The sequence below is a fragment of the Brevundimonas sp. P7753 genome (genome assembly GCF_013386595.1).
Lineage (GTDB): Bacteria > Pseudomonadota > Alphaproteobacteria > Caulobacterales > Caulobacteraceae > Brevundimonas > Brevundimonas bullata.
Genome location: NZ_JACARP010000055.1, coordinates 59,217 through 71,240, shown reverse-complemented (window position 1 = coordinate 71,240; position 12,024 = coordinate 59,217). Strand labels below are relative to the sequence as shown.

Genomic DNA, 12,024 nt, shown 5'->3' with positions numbered 1-12,024 from the left:
CGCCGACGCCAAGGTCACGGTGATCGAGTTCTTCGACTTCCGCTGCCCGGGCTGCAAGGCGGTGGCTCCCGACTTCCGCGCCCTGATGGCCGCCCACCCCGAGGTCCGTTTCGTCTTCAAGGACTGGCCGATCCTGGACCGGGGCGACGACGTCACCTCGCAATACGCGGCCCGCGCCGCCCTGGCCGCGCATCAGCAGGGCAAGTATCTGGAGGTCTATGACGCCCTGATGACCGAACGCGCCCTGGACCGCGCCGCCATCGACGGCATCCTGGCCGCGCATGGCGTCGACATGACCAAGGCCCAGGCGGCTATCGCTTCGCCCGAGATGACCCGCCACGTCACCGACATTCACACGGTCGCGGCGACCCTGGGTCTGCAAGGCACGCCGACCTTCTTCATCAACGGCAAGGCCAGCGCCAGCATCGAGCCTGCTGCCGTCGCCAAGATGATCGAAGACGCCAAGCGCTAAGTTACCCTCCCACGCTCGTCACCCTTGGGCTTGTCCCGAGGGTGACGACGTGAAATTTATGCCGCCGCCAAGGTCCGCTCGCCGCCGATCCACTCGATACTCGAGCGTCGCGTAGCCTCGGCCGCCGCGTTGGCGTTCCCCAGCGCCTTCTCGGCCTCGGCCAGGACGAAATAGCTGTACGGATCGCTGGGCCAGTCCTTCAGCAGTTCCTCGATCTTGGCCTTGGCTCCTGACGCGTCGCCGCTGGCCAGCAGGGCCGCCGCCAAGCTACGGCGCGTCGGATACCAGATGATCGGCGGATCGCCGCCCTCGTCTTCCATGGCCTGAATCTGGGCGGCGCGGGTGAAGGCGGCGACAGCGGCCGCCGCATTACCCTCGATCATGGCCGCGCGGCCTTCCAGAATACGCTGCGACAGTTCGGCGAAGACCGCGCGCTGCTCGGCCATCGGCCCGGCAAAGGTCGTCGCCTCGCGCACCGTCTTGATGGCCTCGGCCTCGGCACGAACGGCGGCCGCGTGGCCCGCCCGTGCGGCGGCCTCGCCCCGCGCATAGCGCCAGCTGATGCGCAGCAGCGGATGGGTCGCCGACGGCGCCTTCAGCGCCGCCACCTGCTCGGGCGTGCCGAAGCGGCCATAGAGGGCGTAGGCGTTGTTGGCGACGATTTGCCGCCAGTATTCCTGGGCGCCGATGTTCGGATAGGTGGTCAGGAACCAGTCGGCCAGCTTCAGCCCCTCCTCGCCGCCCCCGGCCATCAGGGCGCCGCCCATGCCGAAGTGGATGTTGTGCGCGTGCAGCCGCATCGCCGGCACCCCGCCCGGCGGCTTGGCCAGGGCGTCATAGCGCCGGTCCAGCGCCACGGCGTTGACGTTGGACATCATCGCATCGCGATACCGGCCGACACGGTAATAGGTGTGCGACGGCATATGCACCAGATGGCTGGCCGCCGGGGCCAGCAGGGCCAGTTTCTCGCCGTAGGGAATGGCCTTGTGCGGGTCGTCTGACCATTCGGTCAGGTGGATATAGAGGTGGATCGCCCCCGGATCGTTCGGGTCCCTGGCCAGCGCCTGTTCCAGCAGACCCATGGCGCGGGGGATGGCCGGATCAGCCGCCTTGCCGTCGTCATCCCACCATTCGTCGGCGGCCAGCAGCCAGGCGTCAGCGGTGATGTTGGCGATGGCGCCGTCGTCGGGGTTCTGACGCGCGATCCGGTCCATGCGCTGGGCGAAGCGGTCGGCGCGGCTCTTCTCCGCGCCGGAATACCGCTGGATCAGCGCGTCAATCATTTGGCGATGCACCGGCGTGGCGTCGCGGGCCAGACGACGGGCGTCGCGAGCAGCGCTGCGGGCGGCGTCAATCGACGCCTTGTCCTGACCGCCGCCGTTCAGATTGGGGCCGATGGCCCAGGCCTCGCCCCAGGCGCACATGCCGCAGGTCGGGTCCAGCGCCCGCGCCTTGCGGAAGGCCCGTATCGATTCGGTATGCTCGAACGCCCAGCGCAGCCGTACGCCGTGATCGAACCAGGCCTGGGCCTCGGGGTTGGTCGTATCGATCTTGAACCCGCCTGTGCCGAACCCGTCGACCATGACGATGTCGTTGGTCGGGATCGCCTCGATGGCCGAGCCGCCGGGGCCGCAGACCTGCGGCTGATCCAGCAGGTCGCGCACGGCCTTGTCCGCCGTCGCGTCCGCCACCGCCATCGGCCCGATCATGCAGGCCGCCACGGCCGTGCAGGCCATCCATCCGAAACGCATCGTACCCTCTCCCAGAGCAAACGGGAGAGTGCGCCGCCAGCGACGGCGCGGCAAGTCGCGCCCTAGATCAGGCCAGCCAGCGGCGAGGACGGATCGGCATAGAGGCGCTTCTTCATCCGCCCGGCCAGATAGGATTCCCGACCGGAGATGACCGCGTGCTTCATGGCGCTGGCCATGAGGATCGGGTCGCGCGCCTCGGCGATGGCCGTGTTCATCAGCACGCCGTCGCAGCCCAGCTCCATGGCGATGGCCGCGTCCGAAGCCGTGCCCACGCCCGCGTCGACCAGGACCGGCACCTTGGACTGCTCGACGATCAGACGGATGTTGATCGGGTTCTGCACGCCCAGACCCGAGCCGATCGGCGCGCCCAGCGGCATGATGGCCACGGCGCCCGCGTCCTCCAGCTTGCGCGCATAGACGGGGTCGTCGGTGCAATAGACCATGACCTCGAAGCCCTCGGCGGTCAGCAGCTTCAGCGACCGCAGGGTCTCTTCCATGTCGGGGAACAGGGTGCGCTGGTCCGCCAGAACCTCCAGCTTGACCAGGGTCCAGCCGCCCGCCTCGCGCGCCAGACGCAGGGTCCGCACCGCGTCCTCGCCGGTGAAGCAGCCCGCCGTATTGGGCAGATAGGTGTATTTCTTGGGGTCCAGAAAGTCGGTCAGCACCGGCTGGCTGGGATCGGTCAGGTTCACCCGGCGCACGGCCACGGTGACGATCTCAGCGCCCGAAGCCTCAGCGGCGGCGGCGTTCTGGGCATAGTCGCGGTACTTGCCGGTGCCCACGATCAGGCGCGAGTTGAAGGTGCGGCCGGCGACGGTCCAGCTGTCGGTGCGGGGGGCTGTATCGGTCATGCCCCTGACCTAGCGCCGCCGTGCGCCGGGGGGAAGCGCCGACACCGGATTTGATGCCTCACCCGCCGCCGACGAACTGAACCAGCTCGATCTTGTCGCCCTCGGCCAGCGCCGTGTCGCCGTGCAGCGAACGCGGCACGATCTCCAGATTGCGCTCGACCGCCACCTTTCGCGGGTCCAGCGACAGCTCCTGAACTAGGCCCAGAATGGTCGTAGCGGCGGTCTCCCGCCCCTCGCCGTTGACTTCAATACGCATCACAGGTGTCCGAACAGGCCCATCTCGAAAACACGCGCCTGATCAAGGCGCGTTGGCGCGCACTATAGCGCCTTTCAGCACGCTGGGTATCAGGCCGGGCGCATGCCTCGCTGCGCCCGGTCGGCGATCACGCGCAGCACGGCGTCCGCCGCCAGCTCCGATGGATCAGGTCCGCCCCGTCCCATCAGATCGAGAGCCGCCGTCTGTCTTGCGGCCTGTTCGGCGGCGGCCTGCGGGTCGGACAACAGACGTCCGACCGCATCGGTCAGTTTCTCGGGGGTGGCGTCGTTCTGGATGAATTCGGGCGCGATACGCTCGTCGGCGGCGATATTGAACAGGGTGATATGCTTGGCCGTCACCAGGTTCTTCATCAGCAGATAGCTGAGCCCGTCGATCCGGTAGGCGATGACCATGGGCGCGCCGGCCAGGGCCAGCTCGGTCGAGACCGTGCCGCTGGTGGCCAGGGCGACGTTGGCGGCCTTCATCGCGTCGTACTTGTCGGCCTCCTGCACCAGATGGGCGCGGAAGGGCCAGGCGGCAACGCGACCGGCCACATCGGCGGCCACGGTTCCAGCGGCGACGACGGCGATCTCCAGCGCCGGGTCCGCCGCTTTCAGACGCTTCACCGTCGCCTCGAAGACGGGCGTCATGCGGGTGATCTCGCTGGGCCGACTGCCCGGCAGGACCAGCAGCAGGGGCGCGTCGGCGGCGATGCCGCGCGCGGCGCGGAAGCGGGCGCCGTCAGCGCTGGCCATATCGACGTGCAGGGCCTGCGAGCCCACGACCGTCGTCGGCAGACCCTCGCGCTCGAACCAGGGCGCGTCGAAGCTGTAGAGCGACAGCAGATGATCGACGCTGGCGGCCAGGGTCTTGGCCCGGCCTGGACGCGAGGCCCAGACCTGGGGCCCAACATATTTGATCAGCGGCACGCCCGGCAGAACCTGACGCAACGCCTTGGCCACGCGGATAGTGAAGCCCCAGCTGTCGATCAGGACGACGGCGTCCGGCTGCTCGGCCTTCGCCAGTTCGACCGTGTCGGCCACGCGACGCTTGACCAGACCATAGGCCTTCAGACCCTCGATCCAGCCCAGAATGGACAGTTCGGCGATGTCGAACGGACTGGCGACGCCTTCAGCCGCCATCTTGGGGCCGCCAACGCCGACGAAGCTGACTTCCGCGCCCAGCCGTGTCTTCAGCGCATGCGCCAAACCGGCGCCCAGCGCATCGCCCGAGGCCTCGGCGGCGACCAGCATGACCTTCAGCGGGCGGCTCATCTTTCCACGCCCCAGACGAACAGGCCCAGCCGATCCGCCGCCTCGACCAGGGCTTCATGGTCGATGACGATCAGCCGCCCGGCGAACCCGCCGATGCCGGCCAGACCGGCGGCGGCGGCCAACTCGACCGTGCGCGGCCCGATGACGGGCATGTCCACCCGCAAATCCTGGATCGGCTTTGGCGCCTTGCCCAGCGCGCCCTTGAGCGCCCCGGGTGCGCCGTGCAGGTCGGCGGGCAGCCCCGCCACCCGACGCAGCATCTCGTCGGTGCCTTCCTGCGCCTCGACCGCCAGAACCAGACCGTCGCAGACGACCGCGCCCTGACCGATATCCAGTTCGCCTGATTTTTCCGCAACGTGCAGCGCCTTCTTCAGGTCTTGAAGCTGCTCGGCTGTCGGCGTGACCGCGCCCAGGGCCCCCGCCGCCAGCGCCTCTCCGCCCAGTATGTCGTCCGCGCCCTCGACCGCATAACCCTCGGCCTCGAACACCGACAGGATCTTGCGCAACAAGGCGTCGTCGCCCTTAGTCGCCGCCGCCACGATGCCAGGCAGCAGGGTCGCGCCCTTGAAGTCGGGCTTCAGGGTCTTGAAATCAGGCCGGTTCACATAGCCCGCGAAACAGACCGCCTTACAGCCCTCGGCCTTCATCGCCTTCAGGATACGGCCGATCTCGGCCATGCCGAACTCTTCGCCCGGCCAGCGCACCAGATGCTCGTCGGCGAAGCCCGCCAGACGGATGATGAAGACCGCCCGCCCCTCGGCCTCGCACCGCGCCGCAATACGGATAGGCAAATCACCGGAACCCGCGATCAGGGCCAGCTTGGGCGCCCCAGAAGCCGGGCTTGTCATTCCGCGTCCGGCAGGCAGAGCGGTCGCTTGGCGCCGTCGCGGATGAAGGCGACGATCTCCATGATCTCGGGCAGGTCGGCATAGGTCGTCTCGACCCGGTCAAGACGCTCGGCGAAGACGCCCTCGCCCTCGAACAGTTCGCAGAAGGCTGCCAGCAGGCGGCGCACCGCGTCCTTGCCGTAACCCTTGCGCTTCAGCCCGATCAGATTGAGCCCGTGCAGGCTGGCGTGGTTGCCCCAGGCCGAGCCGTAGGGAATGACGTCGCGCGTCACGGCGGCCAGACCGCCGACAATGGCGCCCTGCCCCACCCGGCCGTTCTGGTGCACGGCGCACAGGCCACCCAGGAAGACCTTTTCGCCGATCCGGGCGTGACCGCCGAGGGTGGCGTTGTTGGCCATGACGACATTGTCGCCGACCACGCAGTCGTGGCCGACGTGGGCGCCGGTCATGAACAGGCCGTTCGAGCCGACTCGCGTCACGCCCGTGCCTTGAGGCGTGCCGCGATTGAAGCTGGCGTGCTCGCGGATTACGTTGTCCGAACCGATCTCCAACCGGACCGGCTCGCCCTTGTAGCCGTTGTGCTGCGGGTCGCCGCCGATAACGGCGAAGGGATGGATGACCGTCCGCGCGCCGACGCTCGTGTCCTGCTGCACCACGACATGGCTGACCAGCTTGACGCCCTCGGCCAGGGTCACGCCCGGGCCGACGACGCACCAGGGGCCGATCACGACCCCTTCAGCGATCTGGGCCGAGGCGTCGACGACGGCGGTCGGGTGGATGGTCACTGGGCGGGTTCCGCCACGGTCACGACCATGGCCATGAACTCGGCTTCAGCGGCCAGCTTGCCGTCGATGAAGGTTTCACCACGGAACTTGTAGGCGTCGCCGCGTGCGCGGATCACCTTGACCTCCATGCGCAGTTGATCGCCCGGACGAGCCGGCTTGCGGAAGCGCACGCCGTCGATCGACATGAACATGATGACCTTGTCCGCCACGGCCACATCAAGCGACTTGGACATCAGCAAGGCGCCCGTCTGGGCCATGGCCTCAACGATCAGCACGCCTGGCATGACCGGATCGATCGGGAAGTGGCCGGGGAAGAAGGGCTCGTTGTGGGTGACGTTCTTGATGCCCACGATGGAGGTCGCCGCCACGAAGTCCTCGGCCTTGTCGACCAGCAGGAAGGGATAGCGGTGCGGCAGGCGCCGCATGACTTCGGCGTAGTCGATCTTGTTGTCGTCGCTCATGATTCTTTCGCGCCCTTTTTCTGGGACGCCTGTTTGGCCAGCCAGATGGCTTCGCGCAAGGATTGCCGTAGGGGTTTTGCCGGATAGCCGGACCAGGTCTCTCCCGGCGGCACATCAGCCAGCACGCCGCCGCCGGCGGCGACGCGCGCGCCTTCGCCGATGGTGATGTGGTCGCCCACGCCCGCCCGACCGCCAAAGATGCAGTTGTCGCCGGTGGTGACTGATCCCGCCAGACCGACGTGGCCGGCCATCAGGTTGTTGCGACCGATGACGCAGTTGTGGCCGATCATGACCAGGTTATCGATCTTGGTGTTTTCGCCGATGACCGTGTCGCCATAGGCTCCGCGGTCGATGCAGGAATTGGCCCCGACGGTGACGCCGTCTTGCAGGATGACGCGGCCCAGTTGAGGAATATCCACCGGACCGGCCTTGGACCCGGCGGCGCCGAAGCCCGCCTCGCCGATGCGCGCGCCGGACAGCAGCTTCACCCGGTCGCCCAGCAGGGCGAAACCGATGGAAACGTTGGCGCCTATCAGGCAGTCGCGGCCGATCTGGACGCCCGGACCGACCACGGTGTTGGCGCCGATGCGCGTGCCGCGACCGATGCGAACGCCCTCGCCCAGCACCACGCCGGGCTCGATCACCACGCTGTCGTCCTCGGCCACGTCGGCCACGCTTGCCGCGCGATCCAGCCGAATGGGTTGATGCAGCAAGGCCGAAGCGCGCGCCCAGGCAGCCTGCGCCTCGCCCGACACGATCACCGCAGCCCCCGCAGGCGCCGCATCGACGGCCGACGCCGGCACGATGACGCATCCCGCCTGCGTCTCAGCCAGGGCTGCGGCGAACTTCCGATCACCCAGAAACGCAATCGCGCCCCGGTCCGCAGTGGACAGGGGCGCGACGGCCGAGATGACGACCTCGCCGCCCCGGACTGCCTCCCCGCCGATTTTCTCGGCGAGGACGGCGACCGTCAGGGGCGACAGGGTCTGAAAGAACCTCGGATCGGGCATGGCCCGTCTTACGACTGCGGCTGTGCCGGAACCGGCATACGGTTGAAGCTGAGCGTCGGCAGAGCCGCGTTCAGGCGCTGAATGACCAGCGGCGTCACGTCCATAGCGGGGTTCATGACGAAGACGCTCTCGCGGTCGATCATGATGCCGCAGCCCTTTTCCTGATAGACGGCGACCAGGATCGGCTCGATGGCTTCCGAAATCTTCTTGCGCTGTTCGGCCAGAGTGTAGCGCAGCTCGTTGTCGCGGGTCTGCTCCAGCTGCTGGGCTTCCTGGGCGCGCTGTTGCAGAGCCTGGCGGCGCTGGTTCAGTTGGTCAGCCGGGATGGTCGAGGCGCCGGCTTGCAGGGCCTGATATTCGGTCTGCAGTTGCTGAGCGTAAGGCGCGATCTCGCCCTGAACTTCCTGGGCCAGTTGCTCCATCCGCGTCTGCACGGACTGACCAACGGTCGACTGGGCCAGGGCCTGCTGGTTGAAATAGACGCAGACGCCGGGGATGGCCGGGCCAGGATTGGCCGGCCCCTGGGTTTGAGCCAGAGCCGACGAAGCAGCGAGCGAAGCGATGGCGAAGGCGCCGATAGCAAACAGTTTCATCTTGAACCTTTGAGCAGTCTGGAAGGCTGCGGTTAGAACTGGGTCGAGGTGGAGAAGCGGAAGGTCTCGGTCTTGTCGTAGTCTTCCTTCGACAGAACCTTGGACAGGTCGAAACGGATCGGCCCCATCGGCGAGCGCCAGTGGATGCTGAGCCCGGCAGCGGCTCGCAGAGCCAGATTGTCGACGATGTTCGGATTGGGCAGGCCGGTGACGGAGTTCACCGTATAGCGGTCATCCAGCAGGCCCAGGGTGCCGACATCGGCGAACAGCGAAGTCTTGATGCCGTACTCGTCCGGCAGATAGTTCGGCACCGTCAGTTCAACCGTGCCGATGGCGTAGAAGTTGCCGCCCAGGGCGTCGGTCGTGGTCAGGTCGCGCGCGCCCATGCCGGCGGTTTCGAAGCCGCGGAAGGTGTTGCCGCCCTTGAAGAAGCGGTCATTGATCCGAATGGGATCGCCGTTCCAGCCCGACACATAGCCGGTCGAACCCTGGACACTGACCACCCAGGCCGGGGTGATGCCGTAATACCAGGAGGCGTCGGCCTCGGTCTTCAGATAGTTGACGTCGCCGCCGATGCCCGCGAGGTCCTGACGCACCGAGGCCGACCAACCGCGCGTCGGGCGAACGGGATCGTTACGGCGATCAACCATCAGCGTATAGCCCGCCGACGAGTTGATAAAGGCGCCGGCCTGATCGCACAGGGCCGACGAGCCCGCCCCGACACCGCAATAGCCGTTGGGAATGATGACTTCGTCGTTCTTCAGGAAGTAACGGACACTGAACAGCGAATAGCCGTTCAGCGGGTAGCTGAGCCGCAGACCGCCGCCCGTCGAGCGATAGTCATAGGACGAATACTCGCTCAGGTCGTAGCGCGTATGGAACAGGTCGAAACCGGCCCGCAGGTCACGGCCCAGGAATTTCGGCTCGGTGAAGCGGAAGTCGATCTGCTGACGCAGCGAACCCCACTCGGCGCGGGCCACGACGTTCTGGCCGCGACCGCGGAAGTTGCGCTCGGTGATGCCCAGGTTCAGCACGAAGGAGTCGACCGAGCTGAAACCTGCGCCGACAGACAGTTCGCCGGTCGGTTGCTCTTCCACGGTGACGTTCACGACCGTGCGGTCGGGCGCGCTGCCGCGTGTTTCCTCGATCTTGACGTCCTTGAAGAAGCCCAGAGCGCGGAGATTGTTGCGCGACCGCTCGACCAGACTACGGTTGAAGGCGTCGCCCTCGCCAACCACCAGTTCGCGCCGAATGACCGAATCCAGCGTGCGGGTGTTCCCCACGACGTTGATCCGGTCGATGTAGACGCGCTGACCTTCCTTCAGGTTGAAGGTCACGTCGACCGTGTCGGTTTCCGGGTTGGCCCGATAGCTCGGATTGATCTCAACGAAGGCATAACCGGCCGAACCCGCCGCGAAGGTCAGGGCGTCCACCGCCCTTTCAATACGATCGCTTTCGTACAGGTCCCCCGAACGGATCGGCAGCAGGCGCTGCAGGAAGTCGGCGTTCAGGCGGTCGTTCTCGGTGACGACCTTGACCTCTCCGAAATTGTAACGGTCGCCCTCTTCCAGCGTGATCGTCATGCCGAAGGCGCTGTTGTCGGGCTTCAGTTCCGCCACGGACGACAGGATGCGGAAGTCATAATAGCCGCGGTTCGTATAGAATTTCCGCAGTTGCTCGCGGTCGTAATCCAGACGGTTCGGATCGTAGTTGTCGTTCGAGCTGAACAGGCGCCACCAGGACGATTCCTTGGTGACCATGACATCGCGCAGGTCGCTGTCCGAGAAGGCCGTATTGCCCAGGAAGGTGATGGCGGCGACGCCGGTTTCAGGGCCTTCGTCGATCTCGAAGACGACATCGACGCGGTTCTGTTCCAACTGGACCAGCTTGGGCGTCACAGTGGCCGAGATGCGGCCCGACAGGCGATACAGCTCGATGATCTTGCCGACGTCTTCCTGAACGCGGGCGCGGGTATAGATGCCGCGCGGCTTGATCGTGACCTCGTCCGTCAGCTTCTTCTCGGTAAGGGCCTTGTTCCCCTCGAACGTCACCTGGTTGATAATCGGGTTTTCCGCGATCTCGACCACCAGATCGCCGTTCGGCTGAAGGCCCAGTTGGACGTTGGCGAACAGGCCGGTGCGCGACAGGGTGCGAACCGCGACGTCGATGGTCGCAGCGTCGATGGTGTCGCCCGGCTGGATCGGCAGATAGGACAGAACCGTGGTCTGATCGATGCGCTGATTGCCGCGCACGAGGATGCGATTGACGACCGCGCGCTCCTCAGCCGGGGCGGCGACGACGACCTGCGGGTCCTGCGGCGCGGCCCCGGCCGCAGCGGGCGCGGTCTGCGCCAGAGCCGGACCGGCCAGGCCGGCGGCGACGGCCAGCGCCAGGGCGCTGGGTCCAAGGATACGGCCACGGGTTCGGATCATGAGGCGACTGTCGTTCTGAATCATTCGGGGAACCATCGGGGGCTGGCGTCGGCTCACGAGACGAGCCCGCCGAGGAATTTGAAGAGATTGAGTTTCTGCAGGTCGTTCCAGGTCGCGAACAACATTAAACTGGCCAGCAAAGCAAGGCCGACGCGATATCCCGCCTCCTGAACCTGAGCGGCGACAGGCCGACGCGCCACCGCCTCATAGGCGTAAAACATCAGATGCCCCCCATCCAGCACCGGAACGGGCAGCAGATTAAGAAAGCCGATTCCGACCGAAAGTATGGCGGCGAAGCTGGTCAACGTCAGCAGGAGATTTCCCGCCATGGCCAGCGGATCAGGATTGGCCGCCACCGCCGCGTTGGTCAGAGCGCCCGAAGCCTTGGCGATTCCAAGCGGTCCGCTGAACTGGTCGCCCGATTCGCGGCCGGAGAAGATGCGACCGATATAGGTGAAGGTGGTGCTGAGGATGTTGCCCGTTTCCTGGAACCCGCGGCCCACGGCGGCGATCGGTCCATAACGCACATGACGCACTTCATCGCGGCTGGAGCCCAGGGCGAGACCAATACGGCCGACCGAGACCCGTCCGGCGATGGGGTTCTCTTCGATCTTGCGTTCCGGGGTGGCGGTCAGTTGCACGTCGGCGCCCGCACGCTCGACCGTGAACTGGACAGGATCGCCGCTGCTGAGCGCCACGACCTGTGTCACCTCGCCGCCGTCGGCGATCAGCTTGCCGTTGACGCGGGTGATCAGGTCGCCCGGCAGGAAACCGGCAGCGGCGGCCGGCGAGTCGGGTTGAACCTGCATCACCCGGGCGGGGCGAAGTTCGACCCCGACCAGGCTGAAGAGCAGGGTGAAGATAAAGATCGCCAGCACGAAGTTGGCCAGGGGACCGCCCGCAACGACCAGGGCGCGCTGCCACAAGGGCTTGAAATACAGATAATCTTTTTCTGCGCCCGCCCCGTGGGCGGCGATCAGATCCTTCTTGAGGGCCTCAAGCCCCACCTTGTCCGGCACGCCCGTTGCATCCAGATCGCCAGCGAATTTGACGTAGCCGCCCAGCGGCAGCCACCCCAGACGCCAGTCGACGCCGCGCTTGTCGGTGCGCTGGAAGATGGCGCGGCCAAAGCCGATGGAGAAACGCTCCATCTTCACGCCAAAGGCGCGCGCGGTCAGGAAGTGGCCCAGTTCATGGACCGTGACGACCAGCGTCAGCACCAGAAGGAACGGCACGACATAGATCAGGGCTTGCCCAAGAACACCTAGCATCCCAGTCATGTCTCCTGTCG

The 12,024-nt window shown here is 66.5% G+C and carries 12 protein-coding genes; 1 reads left to right on the top strand and 11 read right to left on the bottom strand.

Features of this window, described 5'->3' with window-relative positions; genetic code table 11:
- A partial coding sequence (locus HX774_RS11540) for a thioredoxin domain-containing protein (protein WP_178826929.1) occupies window positions 1-472 on the top strand: 472 nt, incomplete at its 5' end.
- 56 nt (window positions 473-528) lie between these two features.
- On the opposite strand, the gene HX774_RS11535 is transcribed toward HX774_RS11540, so the two are convergent.
- From HX774_RS11535 to HX774_RS11485, 11 genes are all read right to left on the bottom strand, one after another.
- On the bottom strand, window positions 529-2,223 hold the full coding sequence (locus HX774_RS11535; RefSeq protein WP_178826927.1) for a hypothetical protein: 1,695 nt from the start codon (window positions 2,221-2,223) through the stop codon (window positions 529-531).
- A 62-nt stretch (window positions 2,224-2,285) separates the two neighbouring features.
- On the bottom strand, window positions 2,286-3,074 hold the full coding sequence (locus tag HX774_RS11530; RefSeq protein WP_178826925.1) for a thiazole synthase: 789 nt from the start codon (window positions 3,072-3,074) through the stop codon (window positions 2,286-2,288).
- Window positions 3,075-3,132: 58 nt separating this feature from the next.
- A complete protein-coding gene (gene thiS, locus HX774_RS11525) occupies window positions 3,133-3,330 on the bottom strand; it encodes a sulfur carrier protein ThiS (protein ID WP_114816284.1) in 198 nt (65 codons plus the stop codon).
- A gap of 89 nt (window positions 3,331-3,419) precedes the next feature.
- Complete coding sequence (gene lpxB / locus HX774_RS11520; RefSeq protein WP_178826923.1) at window positions 3,420-4,604, bottom strand: lipid-A-disaccharide synthase; 1,185 nt, start codon at window positions 4,602-4,604, stop codon at window positions 3,420-3,422.
- Window positions 4,601-5,452, bottom strand: coding sequence for an LpxI family protein (locus HX774_RS11515; protein WP_178826920.1), 852 nt, complete (start codon window positions 5,450-5,452; stop codon window positions 4,601-4,603). The genes lpxB and HX774_RS11515 overlap by 4 nt, the downstream gene beginning before the upstream one ends.
- A complete protein-coding gene (gene lpxA, locus HX774_RS11510) occupies window positions 5,449-6,237 on the bottom strand; it encodes an acyl-ACP--UDP-N-acetylglucosamine O-acyltransferase (RefSeq protein ID WP_178826918.1) in 789 nt (262 codons plus the stop codon). Before lpxA ends, HX774_RS11515 begins: the two co-directional genes overlap by 4 nt.
- Complete coding sequence (fabZ, locus tag HX774_RS11505; protein ID WP_178826916.1) at window positions 6,234-6,698, bottom strand: 3-hydroxyacyl-ACP dehydratase FabZ; 465 nt, start codon at window positions 6,696-6,698, stop codon at window positions 6,234-6,236. The genes lpxA and fabZ overlap by 4 nt, the downstream gene beginning before the upstream one ends.
- Window positions 6,695-7,708 (bottom strand): UDP-3-O-(3-hydroxymyristoyl)glucosamine N-acyltransferase, encoded by a 1,014-nt coding sequence (gene lpxD, locus HX774_RS11500; protein ID WP_178826914.1) that lies wholly within the window; start codon window positions 7,706-7,708, stop codon window positions 6,695-6,697. The genes fabZ and lpxD overlap by 4 nt, the downstream gene beginning before the upstream one ends.
- A gap of 8 nt (window positions 7,709-7,716) precedes the next feature.
- The gene (locus tag HX774_RS11495; protein WP_178826912.1) at window positions 7,717-8,301 is read right to left on the bottom strand and encodes an OmpH family outer membrane protein; all 585 of its coding nucleotides are present in this window, start codon (window positions 8,299-8,301) and stop codon (window positions 7,717-7,719) included.
- A 32-nt stretch (window positions 8,302-8,333) separates the two neighbouring features.
- The gene (bamA, locus tag HX774_RS11490; protein WP_255500412.1) at window positions 8,334-10,733 is read right to left on the bottom strand and encodes an outer membrane protein assembly factor BamA; all 2,400 of its coding nucleotides are present in this window, start codon (window positions 10,731-10,733) and stop codon (window positions 8,334-8,336) included.
- 53 nt (window positions 10,734-10,786) lie between these two features.
- Window positions 10,787-12,013: an RIP metalloprotease gene (locus HX774_RS11485; protein ID WP_255500411.1), complete on the bottom strand. Its 1,227-nt coding sequence runs from the start codon at window positions 12,011-12,013 to the stop codon at window positions 10,787-10,789.
- Window positions 12,014-12,024 lie beyond the last annotated feature (11 nt).

Bases quoted from the DNA above. Each gene is read 5' to 3' on its own strand.
- HX774_RS11535 (WP_178826927.1), bottom strand. From the start codon at position 2,223: ATGCGTTTCGGATGGATGGCCTGCACGGCCGTGGCGGCCTGCATGATC.
- HX774_RS11530 (WP_178826925.1), bottom strand. From the start codon at position 3,074: ATGACCGATACAGCCCCCCGCACCGACAGCTGGACCGTCGCCGGCCGC.
- thiS (WP_114816284.1), bottom strand. From the start codon at position 3,330: ATGCGTATTGAAGTCAACGGCGAGGGGCGGGAGACCGCCGCTACGACC.
- lpxB (WP_178826923.1), bottom strand. From the start codon at position 4,604: ATGAGCCGCCCGCTGAAGGTCATGCTGGTCGCCGCCGAGGCCTCGGGC.
- HX774_RS11515 (WP_178826920.1), bottom strand. From the start codon at position 5,452: ATGACAAGCCCGGCTTCTGGGGCGCCCAAGCTGGCCCTGATCGCGGGT.
- fabZ (WP_178826916.1), bottom strand. From the start codon at position 6,698: ATGAGCGACGACAACAAGATCGACTACGCCGAAGTCATGCGGCGCCTG.
- lpxD (WP_178826914.1), bottom strand. From the start codon at position 7,708: ATGCCCGATCCGAGGTTCTTTCAGACCCTGTCGCCCCTGACGGTCGCC.
- HX774_RS11495 (WP_178826912.1), bottom strand. From the start codon at position 8,301: ATGAAACTGTTTGCTATCGGCGCCTTCGCCATCGCTTCGCTCGCTGCT.
- bamA (WP_255500412.1), bottom strand. From the start codon at position 10,733: ATGATCCGAACCCGTGGCCGTATCCTTGGACCCAGCGCCCTGGCGCTG.
- HX774_RS11485 (WP_255500411.1), bottom strand. From the start codon at position 12,013: ATGACTGGGATGCTAGGTGTTCTTGGGCAAGCCCTGATCTATGTCGTG.